Raw genomic sequence first — 18545 nt, forward strand, 5'->3', positions numbered from 1 at the left:
GCCGGAAGCGGTCCTTTTGCGTGCGCTGCAGACCGCTCGACGCGCGCGGCAGGTTGCCGGACACGACAAAGGCGGTGCACGGCGACCCGATCCGTGCACCGCCTCAGGAGTCGATCAGACCTCGGCGAGCAGTCCCAGCGAGCACAGCGAACCCGCCAGCAGCTCCATGTCGTAGCGGGTGTCCTCGACGTCGGTCTCCCACAGGGCCGCCAGCACGGCGCTCGCGCGGTCGACGTCGCCGTTGTGCTGCTTCAGCGCGATCCACATCGCCGCCGCCACGGGCTCGCACTCGACCTGGCGGCTCGTGCTGCGGCAGGTGAGCCGGAGGTGGCCGTTGGGGAGCATCCGCTGGGTGACACCGGGAACGGTCTGGATCGTCATCATGACTACCTCCGAGGGGCGGGTCGTTTTCTCGATGTACCCAGTTTCGCGGACCGGCGCCCGGCCGGCCATGGGGCCGGCACCTGATCTCCGGCTGGGGTTTCCCCATCCCCTAAGGGCACCGGTCAGGGGCCCCAGTCACCCAGCCGGGCCTTGACACTGGCCAGCACGCCCGCCAGCTGCGCGTGCAGGTAGAAGTGCCCGCCCGGGAACACCTCGACGACGCACTCGCCGGTCGTGTGGGCCCGCCACGCGTCCGCCTCGGCCAGGTCGGTCACCGGGTCGTCGTCGCCCACCAGCACGTGGATCGGGCACTCCAGCTCACGCCCCGGGCGGTGCCGGTAGGTCTCCACCGCCGTGTAGTCGCCGCGGATCGACGGCAGCACCATGCGCAGGAGCTCGTCGTCGCCGAGCACGGCGCTGTCGGTGCCGCTGAGCTCCTTGAGTGCCGCGATCAGGCCGTCGTCGTCGCGCTGGTGGACGTACTCGATCCGCTGGGCCGACGGCGCCCGGCAAGCCGAGGCGAACAGGCCCAGCGGCTTGGCGCCGCGGGCTTCGAGGCGGCGGGTGACCTCGTAGCCGAGCGTCGCGCCCATGCTGTGGCCGAAGAGCGCCACCGGCCGGTCGAACCACGGGCCGAGGTCGTCGGCGATCGCGTCGGCCATCGCGCCGACGTCGTCGTAGCAGGGTTCGCCGAGGCGATCCTGGCGGCCGGGGTACTGGACGGCGACGATGTCCGCGTCCAGCCCGGCCTGGGCGGCCGCGCGCGAGAACGGGAAGTACGCCGTCGCCGACCCGCCCGCGTGCGGCAGGCAGACCAGCCGCACGGCGGCGTCGTCGGCCGCGTGGAAGCGCCGGATCCACCGGCTCGTTCTTTCGTTCAGGGCAGTCACAGTTTCCGAAGTGTTCGGGCCTTTCCCCGCTCTGGCAACCCCTACCGAACCTGTGTCCAATTCACTCCGTTGGGTGACTTTAGATCGCTGTTGGCCCTGCTTAGGCGCCTGCTGCGAACGTTGTGAGGGCAGGAAGACAACCGCCTGCTTCGAGGAGCTTGCGATGGGCGCGATCTGGGGGCAGAACCGCCGCGAAAATCCGCAGGGGGCCTTGGGTTTTCTCGAGGGCCTGCTGATCGACTGCGATGCCGGCGTGGGAGAGACAGTGCTGGTCGGTGGGGGACCGGCCAGCGGGAAGACACACTTGCAGCACCAGGTGGTGGTGCGGGCGAAGGAACTGGGCATCGTCACGCTCACCGCCGCCGGTGCCGCCGACGAACGGGACGTGGACGGCGGTGTGATCGACCAGCTGCTGGCGAGCCCGCTGCTGCCGCCGTCGCTGACCGGGCACCCGGCCGGCGGCGACGGCGGGAACACCGACGAGCGGATCGCCGGGCTGTGCAGCGCGATCCACCGGCTGGCCCGCGAACGCGCGGTGCTGGTCGCCGTCGACGACCTCCACCACGTGGACGAGACCTCGGCGCGGCTCCTGCTGCGCCTGCAGCGCCGGGCGCCGTCCGCCGCGCTGCTGCTGGTCCTCAACCACGCCGATGGCTCGTACGCCGACTCGCCGTTCACCTCGCTGCCGCACCGGCACGTCGAGCTGACGCCGCTGTCGGTACAGGCCATCGCGGAGCTGGTGCCGGACGACGGGCTGCCCGAGCGGATCCACGAGCTGAGCGCCGGGAACCCGCTGCTGGTCCGCGCGCTGGTCGACGCCCACCGCGACAGCGCGGACACCGGCTCGGCGTACTCCGAAGCCGTGCAGCGGCTGCTGCACCGCTACGGCTCGCCGCTGCGCGAGGTCGCGACGGCGATCGCGGTGCTGGACAGCGACGTCACCACCGAAGCCGTGGCCATCGTCGCCGGGGTCGACCCGCTGGAGGCCGAGGCGTCCACCGGGCGGCTCGCCGACGCGGGCCTGGTCGCCGGCGTCCGGTTCCGGCCGCCGGCCGCCGCCGCGGTCGTGGGCGGGCTGCGCGGGCCGGAGAAGGCCCGGCTGCACGTCCGGGCCGCCGAGGTCAAGCACGCCCGCGGGCTGAGCCCCGCCGAGGTCGCCCGGCACCTGGTCGCGGCGGGCGAGGCGACGGCCGACTGGGCGCTGCCGGTGCTGGTCGCAGCCGCGGAGCAGGTGATGCTCGGCGACGACATCGACTTCGCCACCCGCTGCCTGAAGCTCGCCTCGTCGGTCTCGACGGCGCGGTGGGAGCAGCAGACCATCTCCCAGCTGCTGGCCAAGATCACCTGGCGCGTCAACCCGGCCGCCGCCGCACCGCACCTGCGGTCGCTGCGCGAAGCGGGTTCGCTGGACCGGTCCGACCGGATCGGGCTGGCGCGGCAGTCGCTGTGGCTCGGCGATCGCGACACCTTCGAGCGCTCGTTCGCCGCGCTCGAACACGACAGCGAACCGCTCGACCCGCGCACCTGCGCGGAACTCGTCCTGGCCGGCCACTGGCACTACGGCGGCTCGACGACGACGGCCGAACCGGGCGATCCCTGGCTGCAGACGGCGACCTCACTGGCCGCGGTGTGGCACACCGGGGGTACCGAGACGGCTTCGGCGTGCGCGGAACGGATCCTGCAGAACTGCCGGCTTTCCGACACCTCGCTGGAGGCGCTGTGCACGGCGATCCTCGCGCTGGCCTACGACGACAAGGCCGACCGCGCGGAGGGCTGGTGCACGTCGCTCAGCGAGGAAGCCGAGTACCGGGGCGCGATCACGTGGAAGGCGATGCTCGACGCGATCGGCGCGAGCCTGCTGCTGCGCCGGGGTGACGTCACCGGTGCGGTGGACCTCGGCACCCGGGCGCTGGGCATGCTGGACGCGCCGAACTGGGGCGTCGCGATCAGCTACCCGCTGGCCACGCTGCTGATCGCCTACACCGCTTCGGGCGCGTTCAAGAACGCGGCGGCGGTGCTGCGGCACCCGCTGCCGGACGCGGCGTGGGGGACGCTCGGTGGTGTCCGGTACCTGCGGGCGCGCGGTCACTTCCACCTGGCGACCAACCGCGGCCTCGCGGCCGTGAGCGATCTGCGGGAGTGCCGTCGCATCCTGCAGGAGCAGGGCCTGGAGCTCCCGGCCGTGCTGCCCTGGCAGGCCGACCTCGCGGACGCGAACCTGCGGCTGGGCAACACCGCCGTCGCCGTCGAACTGGCGAAGCAGTCGCTGGCCGGCCCGGCCGACGCGTACACGCGCGGGTCGGCGCTGCGGGTGCTGGCGTTGGCGGGCGACGCGGCGGCGCGCCCGGGGCTGCTGAACCGGGCGGCGGAGGAGTTCAAGGCGTCCGGCGACCGGCTGGAGCTGGCGAAGACGATGCGCACGATCAACCACCTGAGCCAGCGGGCGGAACGCGGCGGGAGCCTGGTGAAAGCGGTGCACGTGCCACGCCAGGGCCGGGCCCGGCCGCCGGTCCCGCGCCCGGCGGGGCGCCCCGAGCCGGTCTCGCCGTCGGCGTCCGTGCTGAGCGAGGCGGAGCTGAGGGTCGTGGAGCTGGCCGTGGCGGGGCGGACCAACCGGCAGATCGCGGAGTCGCTGTACATCACGGTGAGCACGGTGGAGCAGCACTTGACCCGTGTGTACCGCAAGCTGGGCGTCGCGGGCCGGGCCGCGCTGGCCGGCGAGTTCGACAACGCCGAAAGCGCGCAGTGAACGTGCTGCTCACCGAAACCGAGCTGAAGGTCGCCGAGCTGGCCGCGGACGCGACGGCGATCGAGGCGATCGCGGAGAAGCTGGGCATCGCGGCGGCGGACGCGGCGGGCCTCCTGGAGACGGTGTACCGCAAGCTCGGCCCGGCACCGCGCTGAAACGCGCGAAGGCCACCCCGGGTGAGCCGGGGTGGCCTTCGCGCGTCAGGAGCTCAGGAACCGCGCTGGTCGGCGACGACCGCCGCGATGATGTCGTCCAGCGTGCGGGTCGGCGAGAACCCGATCTGCCGCAACGCCTTGGTGCAGTCCGGGATGCGGCGCTGCATGTCCTCGTAGCCGTCGCCGTAAGCCTCCTCGTACGGCACCTTCGCGATCGTGCTCGCCGAGCCCGTCGCCGAGATCACGCGCTCCGCCAGCTGCGAGATCGTCGTCTGCTCGGTGCTGCCGAGGTTGAACACGGTGCCGTACGCCGACTCGTCGGCGAGCAGGGCCACCAGCGCCGGCACGACGTCGTGGACGTGGCAGAAGCAGCGCGTCTGCTGGCCGTCGCCGAAGACCGTGATCGGCTCGCCGGCCAGTGCCTGCTTCACGAACCGCGGGATGACCATGCCATAGCGGCCGGTCTGGCGCGGGCCGACCGTGTTGAACGGCCGGACGATCACCGTGCGCAGGCCGTGTTCCACCGCGTACAGGTACGCGAACGTCTCGTCCAGCGCCTTCGCCTCGGCGTAGGACCAGCGGTTCTTCAGCGGCGAGCCGATGATCCGGTCGGCGTCCTCGGTGAGCCCGTCGGCGGTGTTCTTGCCGTAGATCTCGCTGGTCGAGGCGACCAGGATCGGGACGTCGTGCTGCAGGGCCGCGTCCAGCATCGTCTCGGTGCCGTGCAGGTTGGTGCGGAGGCTGTCCATCGTCTTGTCGAGGATGGTGAAGACGCCGACCGCGGCCGCCAGGTGGAAGATCGCGTCGATGCCGGGCATGCACGCCTGGACCGCCGCCGCGTCGGTCACCGAGCCGCGCACGAAGCGGAAGCCGGGGTTGTCCCGCACCGCCGCGAGGTTGTCGAGGGTGCCCGTGCTGAGGTTGTCCAGCGCCACGACCTCGTGGCCGCCCGCCAGCAGGTGCTCGGTCAGGTGGGAGCCGATGAAGCCGGCGCCGCCGGTGATGAGGTAACGCACGTCGGAAGTCCTCTCAGTTCGCGAAAAGCGCGGGATCGAAGCGGTAGGTGGCGTCGATGACGAGCGGGCACTGGCCGAGCCAGTCGTAGCCGTGGCCGGGCTGGACGGTGTGGATCAGCGCCACGTCCCAGTCGTCGCCGTCCGGCTCGACGACGCTGTCGAGCTGCCCGCCGGTGACGCGGATCGTCGGCACGAGCGGGTCGTGGTAGCCGACTTTCGCGCCCCTCGCCGCCAGCAGGTCGATGATGTCCAAAGCGGACGACGAGCGGACGTCCTGGACACCCGGCTTGTACGTCACACCCACCACCAGCACGCGGGTGCCGCCCAGCCCCTTGCCGTCACGGGACAACGTGTCCGCCACCCGGTCGACGACCTGCTTGGGCCGCTCGGCGATGGCGTGCATGGCCTGGGTGACGAGCGGCGCGTTGTGCTGCGTCGCGCGCAGCTGCCAGAGCAGGTAGTGCGGGTCGCACGGGATGCAGTGGCCGCCGACGCCGGGGCCGGGGTGGAAGGCCATGAAACCGTACGGCTTGCTCGCCGCGGCGTCGATCACCTCGATCGGGTCGATCGAGAAGCCGTCGCTGATCTCCGCGAACTCGTTGGCCAGCGCGATGTTCACCGCGCGGAACGTGTTCTCGTACAGCTTGGTCAGCTCGGCGACCTCGGCCGAGCTGACGCAGTGCACCGCCGGGGTCAGCAGGTTGATCACGCGCTGCGCCATCGCGGTGCACGCCGGCGTCACGCCGCCGAGGACCCGCGGGGTCTCCTGCTGCGTGTGCGTGACGTTGCCGGGGTCGATGCGTTCGGGGCTGGACGCGACGAAGATGTCGCGTCCGACCTTGAAACCCTTGGCGACCAGCGGTTTCACCAGCAGCCGCGCGGAGGTGCCGACGTAGCTGGTGGAAGTGAGGATGAGGGTCTGGCCGGCGCGGGCGTGCGCGATCAGCGCCGCGCAGGCGCTCTCCAGCGGGCCGAGGTCGGGCATCAGGTACTCGTCCAGCCCGGTCGGCACGCACACGAGCACCGCGTCGGCCTCGGCCATCCGGGCCAGGTCGACGGTGAGCTGGAAGTCCTCCTGGTGCACGGCTTTCTCCAGCCGGCGGTGATCGGCCTCGATCAGGTCGACCTCGCCCGCGCGGATCGCGTCGAGGCGGTTCTGCGAGAGGTCGATGCCGATGATGCCGACCCCGCTCTCGTGCAGGCCGAGCGCGGTGGGCAGGCCGACGTACCCCATCCCGATCACCGCGACGGAGGTCAGCTCGTTCAGTTCGGCCAGGGTTTCGTGTTCGGCGACAGTACTCGTCATAGCGGTTCACCCGTCTCTTGCACGGTGGAAGGTGGTGCGGGTCAGAGCACGACCCGGACGATTTCGAAGGCTTCGGCGAGCTCGGTGGAGACCTGCGAACCGCGGTACTCGGCCAGTGCGCGGACGCCTCGCTCGCTGCGCGGGTGGGGCCAGGGCTCGAGTTCCTTGCCGTACGCGCGCAGCGCTTCGATCTTGCGCTCGATGTGCGACTCTTCGAGGCGCTGCCAGCAGTTGGGGCGGAAGGTGACCGGCAGACCCGACGCTTCGCCGACGTCGGTGGCGGAGCGGATCTCGAAGGTCCGCACCTCCCGCACGCTGCCCTTGCCCGGCCGGCCCGCGACCCGGGCGGCCCGGCTGACCAGCGCGTGGTCGGTGCTCAGGTCGCACATGCTCGTGGTGAGGATCGTGTCGGGCTCGAAGTCCCGGACCTCGCGCTCCACCACCCGGTTCAGCTCGAGGTGGCTGACGGTGTCGAGGCGGTTGTCCCCGAACTCGTGGATGCGCACGCGTTCGATGCCCAGCGTCTTGGCGGCCAGCTCGATCGCGCCGGTGCGGTTGACGACCCCGGTGCCGGTCGCCGACCGCGAGCCGTCGTCGTTGGTGAGGATGCAGAGCGAGATCGTCACGCCCTCGTCGGCGAGCCGGGCGATCGTGCCGCCCGCGCCGAGCGTCTCGTCGTCGCCGTGCGCCCCCACGACCAGCAGCTTGCTTGTTTTCCTGTGCATACCGGATCCCCAGTCTTGGTGCTGATGGAAGTGCCGTCGCACGGCATCAACAGTGGCGGAAGTGCCGTTCGGAATCTGACATCGGCGCCGGGCGACCGACAACCCCTAAAGACCGTCTAAAGCGGACCTTGGCGGGGCGCGGACCGGCCGCCTAGGGGCGCGGATCCCGTGTTCTCCGGGGCCTTTAGGGGTGGGTGGGCCCGCGGCCCGCTCGTATCGTCGGATCCATTGCTGTGGGGGCGAGATCCCCTTTCCAGCGCAGCCGACGTGGAAGGAAAGAGGACTCGTGGGCAACTCCGAAGACAAGCTGGTCGGTGCGCTCCGCGCCTCCCTCAAGGAGAGCGAACGGCTGCGCGAGAAGAACCGGCGGCTGACCGAAGCCGCGCGGGAACCCATCGCGATCATCGGCATGGCCTGCCGGCTGCCGGGCGGTGCCACGACTCCGGAAGCGCTCTGGCGGCTGCTCGACGGTGGCGTCGACGCGATCGGCGAATTCCCCGCCGACCGCGGCTGGGACCTGGACCGGCTCTACGACCCGACGGGCGAGCGCGCGGGCTCGAGCTACGTGCGGGAAGGCGGGTTCCTCCACGACGCCCTCGAATTCGACGCCGACCTCTTCGGAATCAGCCCCCGTGAAGCCCTGCTCATGGACCCCCAGCAACGGCTGCTGCTGGAAACGTCCTGGGAGGCCTTCGAACGCGCCGGCATCGCGCCGAACTCGGTCAAGGGCAGCCCCACCGGCGTCTTCGCCGGCACGATGTACCACAACTACCAGGGCAGCTACGGCTCCTCCGGCGTCATCTCCGGCCGCCTCGCCTACACCTTCGGCCTGGAAGGCCCCGCGGTCACCATCGACACGGCGTGCTCGTCGTCGCTGGTCGCGCTGCACATGGCCGTGCAGGCGCTGCGGTCCGGGGAGTGCTCGCTCGCGCTCGCGGGCGGCGTCTCGGTGATGTCGACGCCGCGCACCTTCGTCGAGTTCAGCCTCGACGGCACGCTCGCCCGCAGTGCCCGCTGCCGCGCCTTCGCCGACTCCGCCGACGGCACCGGCTGGTCCGAGGGCTGCGGGATGCTGCTGGTGGAAAAGCTTTCCGATGCCCGGCGCAACGGCCACCCCGTGCTCGCGATCGTCCGGGGCACGGCGATCAACCAGGACGGCGCGTCCAACGGCATGACCGCGCCCAACGGTCCCGCCCAGCAGCGCGTGATCCGCCAGGCGCTCGCCAACGCCCGCCTTGCTCCCGACGAGGTCGACGTCGTCGAAGCGCACGGCACCGCGACGAAGCTCGGCGACCCGATCGAGGCGGGCGCGCTGCTGGCGACCTACGGCCAGGAGCGGAAGTCGCCGCTGTGGCTGGGATCGGTCAAGTCCAACCTCGGCCACACCCAGGCCGCCTCGGGGGTCGCCGGGGTGCTGAAGATCGTCCTGGCCCTGAACAACGGCGTGCTGCCGCAGACCCTGCACGTCGACCAGCCGACCCGGCAGGTCGACTGGAGCTCCGGACGGGTCGAGCTGCTCACCGAGCGACGGCCGTGGGACCGCAACGGTCACCCGCGCCGCGGCGCCGTCTCGTGCTTCGGCCTGAGCGGCACGAACGCGCACGTCATCATCGAAGAAGCACCGGAGCCCGAAGCAGCGGGCGAGACTCCGCGCGACACCGCCGCGATCCCGTTCGTGCTCTCCGGCCGGACGCCGCAGGCGTTGCGGGCGCAGGCCGAGCGGCTCCTCACGGCTCTCGACGGCACCGCCGCCGAGCCGCTCGACGTCGCCCGCACCCTCGCCACCGGGCGCGCGCACCTCGACCACCGCGCCGCTGTCGTGGCGAAGGACCGTGCCGGGCTCCTCGCCGCGCTGCGCGCGTTCGCGGACGGCGAGCCGGGCGCGCTGACCGGCGTCGCCCGCGGCGAGACCAGCACGGGATTCCTGTTCTCCGGCCAGGGTTCCCAGCGGCCCGGCATGGGCCGCGAGCTGGCCGCCGCCTACCCGCGGTTCGCCGAGGCGTACGCCGAAGCATGCGCCGAGCTGGACAAGCACCTCGACCGCCCGATCCGCGAAGTGATCGACACCGACGCGGAAGCGCTGGGGCAGACCGGGAACACCCAAGCCGCCCTGTTCGCCTTCGAGGTCGCGCTGTTCCGGCTCGTCGAGTCGTGGGGCCTGGTCCCGGATGCGGTGTGCGGCCATTCCATCGGCGAACTCGCCGCCGCGCACTGCGCCGGCGTCCTTTCCCTCGCCGACGCGGCGAAGCTCGTCGCCGCCCGCGGCAGGCTGATGCAGGCGCTGCCCGCCGGGGGTGCGATGATCGCCGTCGAGGGGACTCCCGATGAGGTCGCCGCCTACGATCCACAAGGGACGGTCGACGTCGCCGCCGTCAACGGCCCGCGCTCGGTGGTCCTGTCCGGCGAGGAAGCCGCCGTCATCGCGATCGGCGACAAGTTCGTCGAAGCCGGACGGCGGACGACCCGGCTGAAGGTCTCGCACGCCTTCCACTCGCGCCTGATGGAGCCGACGCTCGCGCAGTTCCGGGCCGTCGCGAAGACACTCACTTACGCCCAGCCCGAACTGACCGTCATTTCGAGCGTCACCGGCGCCGAGGTCTCCGCCGAGCTGACCGACCCCGAGTACTGGGTGCGCAACGTCCGGCAGCCGGTCCGGTTCGCCGACGCCGTGCGCGCCCTCGCCGCCGAAGGGGTCAACCGGTTCCTGGAGCTGGGCCCGGACGCGCCGCTGACCGCCGTCGTCCCGCAGTCCGCCGAGACCGCGGTCGCCGTCGCGGCGCAGCGCCGGGACGTGCCCGAGGACGTCGCGCTCGCCACCGCGCTCGCGGCCCTGCACGTCCGCGGGGTCGTGCCCGGCTGGGAGGCGCACTTCGCCGCCCGCGGCGCGGCCCGCGCCGACCTGCCGACGTACGCCTTCCAGCACCAGCGCTACTGGCTGGAGGTGACCTCCGACTCCGGCGACCTCGCCTCGATCGGCCTCGACCCGGTCGACCACCCGCTGCTCGGCGCGGCCACCCTGCTGGCCGACGCCGACGGCCTGGTGCTGTCCGGCCGGATCTCCGCCACCACCCACCCGTGGCTGGCCGACCACGTCGTCGGCGGCGCGATTCTGGTGCCCGGCACGGCTTTCGTCGAGCTCGCGGTCCGCGCCGGCGACGAGGCGGGCTGCGGCCGCGTCCGCGACCTGACGCTGCACGCCCCGCTGGTGCTGGCGGAGAAGGGCGCCGCGCGGATCCAGGTCCGGATCGGCAAGCCCGGCGCCGACGGGTCGCGCCCGATCAGTGTCCACTCGCGACCGGACGACCTCGCCGCGACCGGCGGCTGGGTCCGCCACGCCGACGGCACCGTGCAGACCGCGACGGCCGCCGCCGCGTTCGACCTGGGCGAGTGGCCGCCCGCCGGTGCCGAAGCTGTGGACATCGACGGCATGTACGACCTGCTGGCCGAAGCGGGCATGGCCTACGGCCCGATCTTCCGGGGCCTGCGGGCCGCCTGGCGCGCCGGTGCCGACGTGTTCGCCGAGGTCGCCCTGCCCGAGCAGGACCGGCTCGGTGCCGAGGTGTTCGGCCTGCACCCCGCCGTTTTCGACGCTTCGCTGCACGCGGTCGGCTTGAGTGGCGCCGCCGGGGAGGGCACCACGCTGCCGTACGCGTGGTCCGACGTCGAGCTGCTGGCAGCGGGCGCGGCCGCGCTGCGCGTGCACGTCCGGCCCACCGGGGAGCAGACGGTCGAGCTGCGGCTGGCCGACTCCACCGGCGCCCCGGTCGCCCGCGTCGGTGCGCTGCGGCTGCGCCGGATCAGCGAGGAACAGCTCGCCGCCGCCCGCGTGGCGCCCGGCGGCGACTCCCTCTACCGGATCGACCGGGTTCCGTTCCCGCTGCCGGAGGTCTCCGAAACGGACTTCACGGTGTACGAGGTCAAGCCGGGAACGACTGCCGCGGCGGCGAAAAAGGCCGTCCACAGTGCACTGTCCACAGTGCAGCAGGCCGAGGGCCGCCTGCTGGTGGTGACCCACGGCGACCTGGCCGGGGCCGCCGTCGCCGGGCTCGTCCGCTCGGCGCAGGCCGAGGACCCGGGCCGGATCGTGCTCGTCGAGGGCGACGCGACGCCGGAGCAGCTGGCCGCGATCGCCGTCGCCGACGAGTCGTCGGTCCGCGTCGACGGCGATCGGGTCACCGTCCCGCGCCTCGCCCGCGCGACCACCGGGCCCGCCGAGCCGCCCGAGTGGGGCACCGTCCTGATCACCGGTGGCACCGGCGCACTGGGCAAGCTCGTCGCGAAGCACCTGGTGCGGCAGCACGGCGTCGAGCACCTCGTGCTCGTCAGCCGCCGCGGCCCGGACGCCGACGGCGTTCCCGAGCTCGTCGCGGAACTGGCCGAGCTGGGCGCCGAGGCGACCGTCGTGGCCGCCGACCTCGCGAACCGCGCGAAGGTCAAGGCCCTGCTGAAGAAGCACCCGGTGAACTCGGTCGTGCACGCGGCCGGGGTGCTCGACGACGGTGTCCTCTCGTCGATGACGCCGGAGCGCGTCGACGGTGTCTTCGACCCCAAGGCCCTCGCCGCGTGGCACCTGCACGAGCTGGCCGGCGACCTCACCGCGTTCGTCACGTTCTCCTCGGCCGCCGGCGTGCTGGGCGCCCCGGGCCAGGCGAACTACGCCGCGGCGAACGCGTTCCTGGACGCGCTCGCCGCGGTCCGCCGCGCCGAGGGCAAGCCGGCGCACTCGCTGGCCTGGGGCATGTGGGAGTCGGCGGCCGGCATGGCGGGTGAAACCCACGGCAAGCGCGGCCTCGGCGCCTTCGGCGTCGCGGAGGGCTTGGCCCTGTTCGACGCCGCGGTCGGCGCGGCGGGCGACCTGTACGTCCCGATCAAGCTCGACCTGCCCGCGTGGCGCGACGCCGGCGGCGTCCCCGACCTGCTGCGCGGCCTCGTCCCGGCTACGCGGCGGACGGTGGCCGGTCGCGAGGCGGGCGCGGACTCGTTGCTGGGCAAGCTGATCCGGCTGCCCGCCGAGAAGCGCGCGGACCACCTGCTCGACCTGGTCGTCCAGCACGCGGCCGCGGTCCTCGGCCACGGCTCGGCCGCCCTCGTCGACGCCGACCGCGCGTTCAAGGACCTCGGCTTCGACTCGCTGACCGCGGTCGAACTGCGCAACGCGCTCAACGAGGCCACCGGCCTGAGCTTGACCGCGACGCTCGTCTTCGACTACCCGACCGCCGGAGACCTCGCGGCGCACCTGCACGAAGCGCTGCTGGGCGAGCTCGGCGACGCGGGGGAGCCCGAAGCGGCCACCGCCGGCGTACGCGCCGACGAGCCGGTCGCCATCATCGGCATGGCCTGCCGGTACCCCGGCGGGGTCACGACTCCGGAGGAGCTGTGGGAGCTGATCGCGGCCGGCCGCGACGGCACTTCGCGGTTCCCGGAGGACCGGTCCTGGGACCTCGACCACTGGCTCGGCGCGGCGGCCGCCGCCGGCAAGGAGCCCAACGGCGGGTTCGTCACCGGCCTCACCGACTTCGACGCCGGCTTCTTCGGCATCAGCCCGAGCGAAGCCGTGATGATGGACCCCCAGCAGCGGATGCTCCTGGAGGCGTGCTGGGAAGCGTGCGAGTCCGCCGGCCTCGACCCGCTGGCGCTGAAGGGCACCGACACCGGCGTGTTCGCCGGCGTCATGCAGTCCGACTACGACCCGGGTCCGATGGGCGGGACCGAGCACGGCCTGTTCCGCGGCTCCGGCGCGCTCGGCAGCGTGGTGTCCGGGCGGGTCGCCTACGCCTACGGCCTGGAGGGACCCGCCGTCTCGATCGACACGGCGTGCTCGTCGTCGCTGGTGGCGCTGCACCTGGCCGTCCAGGCGCTGCGCCAGGGCGACTGCTCGCTGGCACTGGCCGGCGGGGTGTCGGCGCTGGTCTCGCCGGAACCGTTCGTGAACTTCGACAACGGCGGCACGGCCGCCGACGGGCGGTCGAAGCCGTACTCGGCGGCGGCCGACGGGCTGGGCTGGGCCGAAGGGGCCGGCCTGCTGGTCCTCGAGCGGCTGTCCGACGCCCGGCGCAACGGGCACGAGGTCCTCGCCGTGGTCCGGGCCAGCGCGGTGAACTCCGACGGCGCGTCCAACGGCCTCACCGCGCCGAACGGCCCGTCGCAGGAGCGGGTGATCCGGCGCGCGCTCAAGCTCGCCGGCCTGGGCCCGCACGAGGTGGACGCGGTCGAAGGGCACGGCACCGGCACCAAGCTGGGCGACCCGATCGAGGCCAACGCCCTGCTGGCCACCTACGGCCGCGACCGCCCCGAAGGCGAGCCGCTGTGGCTGGGGTCGGTCAAGTCGAACATCGGGCACACGCAGGCCGCCGCGGGCGTCGCCGGCGTGCTGAAGATGGTCCTCGCGATGCGGCACGGCGAGCTGCCGAAGTCCCGCTACGCGGACGACCCCACCGAGCACGTCGACTGGTCGGCGGGCACCGTGCGGCTGCTCACCGAGACGATCCCGTGGCCCGACCGCGGGCGGCCGCGCCGGGCGGGCGTGTCGTCGTTCGGGTACAGCGGCACCAACGCGCACGTGATCCTGGAGCAGGCACCGCCGTCCGGGGAACCCGGGCCGGCGCCCGCCGCGGAGGACCGCACCGCGGTGCTCCCGCCGTGGCTGCTGACCGCGCGCACCCCGGAGGCCCTGCCCCTGCAGGCCGCCGCGCTGCTGACCCACCTGGAGGAGAACCCGGGGCTGGACCCGCTCGACGTCGGGTTCTCCCTGGCGGTCCGCGAGCCGGCGCTGCCCTACCGCGCCGCGGTCGCCGGGACCGACCGGGCGGAGCTCGCCGCCGGGCTGGCCGCGCTGGCCGCGGGCGAGGACTCGCCGTCGGTCGTGCGGGGCACCGCGCGCGGGGGCCGGACGGCGTTCCTGTTCTCCGGGCAGGGCACCCAGCGTCCCGGCATGGGCCGTGAGCTGTGCGCCGCGTTCCCGGTGTTCGAGCACTCTTTCACCCGGACGAGCGCGCTGTTCGACGGCTACCTCGGCCGCTCGCTGCGCCAGGTGATCTTCGCCGAGGAAGGCACGGCCGACGCCCAGCTGCTCAACCGGACGGCCTTCACCCAGGCCGCGCTGTTCACCATGCAGGTCTCGCTCTTCCGCCTGGTCGAGTCGTGGGGCGTGCGCCCGGACGTGCTGCTGGGCCACTCCTTCGGCGAAATCGCCGCGGCCCACGTGGCCGGGGTGTTCTCGCTGGCGGACGCGGTGAAGCTGGTCGCCTTCCGCGGCCAGCTGATGCAGGAGGCGCCCCCCGGCGCCGCGGTCGCGGTCGAGGCCACCGAGGCCGAGGTGACGCCGCTGCTCACCGCCGCGTCCGCGATCGCGGCGATCAACGGCCCGGCCTCGGTGACGGTGTCCGGCGCGGAGGCCGACGTGCTCGCGATCGTCGAGCACTTCAAGGGGCTCGGCCGCCGGACCAAGCGGCTGGCGATCACCGTGGCCGCGCACTCGCCGTTGCTGGACGAGATCCTGCCCGAGCTGCGTGAGATCGCCGAAGAGCTCACCTACGAGCCCGCCCGGATCGGCATCGTGTCCACTGTGGATGGTGCGGAGGCCGCGCCGGAACGCTGGGCCGACCCGGAGTACTGGGTGGCCAACTGCCGGCAGGGGGTGCGGTTCCTCGACGGTGTCCGCGCCTTGGAGGCGGCCGGGGTGACCCGGTACGTCGAGCTCGGCACCGACGGCACCATCGCGGCCATGGCCCAGGGCTGCCTGACCGGTGACCCGCGCGACGTCGTGGTCGTGCCGATGCGGGCCAAGAAGCAGGACGAGGTGCGGGGGGCGCAGCTGGCGGCGGGCAGGTTCTTCGCCACCGGCCTGGACCTGGCCTCCGCGCGGCTGTTCCGCGGCGCGGAGCGCGTTGCGCTGCCGCCGTACGCCTTCCACCGCACCCGGTTCTGGCCGGAGGTCGACATGGAGGCCCTGCGCGCCAACGGCGACCTCACCGCGACCGGGCTCGACGCCACCGAACACCCGCTGGTCTCCGCCGCCCTCGCGGTGGCGGGCTCGGCCCAGGTGGTGCTGGCCGGTCAGGTCTCGGTGCACACGCACCCGTGGCTGGCCGACCACACCGTCGGCGGCGCGATCATCTTCCCCGGTGCCGGTTTCGTCGAGCTCGCCGTGCGGGCCGGCGACGAAGCGGGCTGCCCGCGGCTGGAAGAGCTGACGCTGGAGACGCCCCTGCTGCTGGCCGAACTGGGCAAGGTGCGGGTGCAGGTCGTCGTCGACGAGCCGGACGGCTCCGGCCGCCGCGCGCTCTCGGTGTACTCGCAGGCCGACGCGGCGGATCCCTGGATCCGGCACGCCGCGGGCGTACTGGCGCCTTCGGGGGGACCGGAGCCCGCGGGGCTGCCGGAGTGGCCGCCCGCCGGCGCGGAGCCGGTGTCGCTGGACGGCGTCTACGAAGCCTTCGAGGAGGCCGGTATCGGCTACGGGCCGGCGTTCCAGGGCCTGACCGCGGCCTGGGTCCGCGACGGCGAGGTGTTCGCCGAGATCACTTCGGCGGCCCCCGGCACCGACCGGTTCGGGCTGCACCCGGCCGCGTTCGACGCCGCCCTGCACGCCATCGGCCTCTGCGAGGCCGTGACGGTGGCGGGCGGGCTGCCGTTCGCCTGGACGGGAGTCGAGCTGCACGCGGCGGGCGCGTCCCGGCTGCGGGTGCGGGTCACCCCGCTCGGCGCGGACTCCGTGTCGCTCGAGCTGGCCGACCAGGCGGGCCGTCCGGTCGCGTCGGTGGACTCGCTCGTGCTGCGGGCCGGGGTGTCGAGCGTCGGGGCCGTCCGGCCGCCCAAGTCGCTGCACGGCTGGGCGTGGCAGCCGGTTCCCGTCCCCGCCGCCGCCGGGAGCTGGGCGGCGCTGGAGGATGGTCTCGACGCGCTCCTGGCCGCCGGCCCGGTCCCCGACGTCGTGGCGCTCGATCTGTCCACTTCGGACGCCGCGGTGCCCGAGGCGGTGACCGGCACCCTGGAGCTGGTGCAGGAGTGGCTGGGCCGCGCGGAATTCGCGAGCTCCACGCTGGCCGTGCTGACCCGCGGCGCGGCCGCCCTGGACGGCGAGGACGGCACCGACCTGGCCGGCGCGGCCGTGTGGGGCCTGATCCGCGCGGTCCAGTCCGAGCACCCCGGCCGGTTCGTCCTCGCGGACGTCGACGAGGACGCCGCGGCCTGGGTGCCCCGGCTCGCGGCCGCCGGGGAACCGCAGCTCGTCATCCGGGGCGGTGCCGCGTACGGCGGCAGGCTGACCCGGCTCGCGCCGTCGGCCGACGCGCCGGCGACGACGTTCGACGCGAACGGCACCACGCTCGTCACCGGGGCGGGCGGCGGGATCGGCTCCCGGCTGGTGCGCCACCTGGTGACCGAACACGGCGTGCGGAACCTGCTGCTCGTCAGCCGCCGCGGCGCGGCGCCCGGCCAGGTCGAAGAGCTGACGGAGCTGGGCGCGACCGTGACGGTCGGCGTCTGCGACGCCGCGGACGAGGCCGCGCTGGCCGCGGTGCTCGCCGCGATCCCGGCCGAGCACCCGCTGACCGCGGTCGTGCACCTGGCCGCGGTGGTGGACGACGCGCCCGTCACGGCACTGACCCGCGAGCGGGTGGCCGCGATGCTGCGGCCGAAGGTCGACGCCGCGCTGAACCTGCACCGGCTGACCGAGCAGGAGAACCTCTCGGCGTTCGTGCTCTTCTCGTCCGTCGCGGGCCTGCTGGGCAACGCCGGCCAGGCCGGGTACGCCGCGGGCAACAGCTTCCTCGACGCTCTCGCCGTGCACCGGCGCGCCCACGGGCAGCCCGCGCAGTCGCTGGCGTGGGGGCTGTGGGACGCCCCGGGCGATGCCACGGCGGCGCTGACGGACGCCGACCGGGCGCGGCTGGCGCGCAACGGCGTCTCCCCGCTGTCCGGGGACGAAGGGATGGCGCTGTTCGACGCGGCTTCGCTGCGGCCGGAAGCCTTGCTGGTGCCGATGAAGGTGAGCGCGGCGGGGGAGCCGGGCGACGTCCCGCCCGTCTTCCGCGCCTTGGCCCCGCGGTCCCGGCGGGTGGCATCGCAGGCCGCCGAGGGCCCGACGCTGCAGCAGCGGCTGGCCGGGCTCGATGCGCTGCAGCGGGAGCGTGCCGTGCTCGACCTGGTCCTGGACCGGACCGCGGCCGTGCTCGGCTACGCCGGGGGCGGCGCGATCGAAGCGCAGCGGCACTTCCTGGAGTCCGGGCTGGACTCGCTCACCGCGGTCGAACTGCGCAACGGGCTCAACGAAGACACCGGGCTGCGGCTGCCGCCGACCGTCGTCTTCGACCACCAGACGCCCGCGGGACTGGCCGCCCACCTGCTCGCCGAGCTGGACGGCGACGGGCCGGCGCCGGAGCCCGCCGAAGAGGCCGACGGGCTGGCGGGCGTGTTCGCCGACGCGGTGCGGGCCGGGCGGGTGGAGGACGGCCTCGGCCTGCTGGCCTCGGTCGCGAACCTGCGGCCGTCGTTCACCTCGCCCGCCGACATCGACGGGCTGCCGTCACCGGTGCGGCTGAAGGAAGGCAGCGCGGCGACGCAGCTGTTCTGCTTCAGCACGCCGGTGGCGACCGGCGGGGTCTACCAGTACGCGAAGCTGGCCGCCGGGTTCCCGGGCGAGCGCGAGCTGTACGCCGTGCCGATGCCCGGGTTCCTGCCCGACGAGTCGTTGCCGTCGACGCCGGAGGCGATCGTCGAGGTGCTGGCGGAGACCCTGCGCAAGGCGGCGGGCGACCGGCCGTTCGCCCTGCTCGGGTACTCCTCGGCGGGCGTGCTGGCGCACGCCGTGGCGGAAAGCCTGGAACGCGCCGGCACCCCGGCCGCGGGCATCGTGCTCCTGGACACCTACGCGGTCAACGGCGACGACGCGATCGGCGACAAGGCGGCGGACATGGCGAAGGGCATGCTGGCCAACGAATCCCAGTACGGCGGCTTCGACCGGGCGAAGCTCACGGCGATGGCCCGGTACATGGACCTGTTGCCCCGCATCGAGATCACCGGCATCGCGACGCCGTCCTTCCTGGTCCGCGCGGCCGATCCCTTCGACGGGCTCGCGGGCGACTGGCAGACGACGTGGTCCCACGCCGGGACGGAGTACACCGCACCGGGGCACCACTTCACGCTGATCGACACCGACGCCCCGACGACGGCCGCCGCCGTCGCCGACTGGCTCACCGGCTTGGACTGACGGGTCTGCCGCGGCCGTCGTGAGTGAGAAACAGGGTTAGAACACTGTTTGTAAAACAACACCCCCGCCGCCCCCCCCCCCCCCCCGCACCCGGGAGAGGCCCGCGGCGCC

General features: G+C 73.5%; 8 protein-coding genes. 3 read left to right on the plus strand and 5 right to left on the minus strand.

The window, feature by feature from the left end:
* Nucleotides 1–114: 114 nt before the first annotated feature.
* Nucleotides 115–381, minus strand: a complete 267-nt coding sequence (locus ACWEVP_RS40275; protein WP_452067833.1) for a hypothetical protein — start codon at nt 379–381, stop codon at nt 115–117.
* A gap of 125 nt (nt 382–506) precedes the next feature.
* A complete protein-coding gene (locus tag ACWEVP_RS40280; protein WP_452067834.1) occupies nt 507–1274 on the minus strand; it encodes a thioesterase II family protein in 768 nt (255 codons plus the stop codon).
* 163 nt (nt 1275–1437) lie between these two features.
* On the opposite strand from ACWEVP_RS40280, the gene ACWEVP_RS40285 reads away from it, so the two are divergent.
* Nucleotides 1438–4023, plus strand: coding sequence for a LuxR C-terminal-related transcriptional regulator (locus ACWEVP_RS40285; RefSeq protein WP_452067835.1), 2586 nt, complete (start codon nt 1438–1440; stop codon nt 4021–4023).
* 2 nt (nt 4024–4025) lie between these two features.
* Complete coding sequence (locus tag ACWEVP_RS40290; RefSeq protein WP_452067836.1) at nt 4026–4178, plus strand: hypothetical protein; 153 nt, start codon at nt 4026–4028, stop codon at nt 4176–4178.
* A gap of 53 nt (nt 4179–4231) precedes the next feature.
* On the opposite strand, the gene ACWEVP_RS40295 is transcribed toward ACWEVP_RS40290, so the two are convergent.
* The 3 genes from ACWEVP_RS40295 to ACWEVP_RS40305 are packed head-to-tail and all read right to left on the minus strand — an operon-like array spanning nt 4232 to nt 7225.
* A complete protein-coding gene (locus ACWEVP_RS40295; protein ID WP_452067837.1) occupies nt 4232–5194 on the minus strand; it encodes an NAD-dependent epimerase/dehydratase family protein in 963 nt (320 codons plus the stop codon).
* Nucleotides 5195–5207: 13 nt separating this feature from the next.
* Nucleotides 5208–6500: a nucleotide sugar dehydrogenase gene (locus ACWEVP_RS40300; protein WP_452067838.1), complete on the minus strand. Its 1293-nt coding sequence runs from the start codon at nt 6498–6500 to the stop codon at nt 5208–5210.
* 41 nt (nt 6501–6541) lie between these two features.
* On the minus strand, nt 6542–7225 hold the full coding sequence (locus tag ACWEVP_RS40305) for a PIG-L deacetylase family protein (protein WP_452067839.1): 684 nt from the start codon (nt 7223–7225) through the stop codon (nt 6542–6544).
* Nucleotides 7226–7511: 286 nt separating this feature from the next.
* On the opposite strand from ACWEVP_RS40305, the gene ACWEVP_RS40310 reads away from it, so the two are divergent.
* Nucleotides 7512–18434, plus strand: coding sequence for an SDR family NAD(P)-dependent oxidoreductase (locus tag ACWEVP_RS40310; RefSeq protein ID WP_452067840.1), 10923 nt, complete (start codon nt 7512–7514; stop codon nt 18432–18434).
* The last annotated feature ends 111 nt before the right edge of the window (nt 18435–18545 follow it).

This window comes from Amycolatopsis sp. NPDC003865, assembly GCF_053605345.1.

Coding starts and splice junctions, on each gene's coding strand:
- ACWEVP_RS40275 (WP_452067833.1), bottom strand. CDS start 381: ATGACGATCCAGACCGTTCCCGGTGTCACCCAGCGGATGCTCCCCAAC.
- ACWEVP_RS40285 (WP_452067835.1), top strand. CDS start 1,438: ATGGGCGCGATCTGGGGGCAGAACCGCCGCGAAAATCCGCAGGGGGCC.
- ACWEVP_RS40305 (WP_452067839.1), bottom strand. CDS start 7,225: ATGCACAGGAAAACAAGCAAGCTGCTGGTCGTGGGGGCGCACGGCGAC.
- ACWEVP_RS40300 (WP_452067838.1), bottom strand. CDS start 6,500: ATGACGAGTACTGTCGCCGAACACGAAACCCTGGCCGAACTGAACGAG.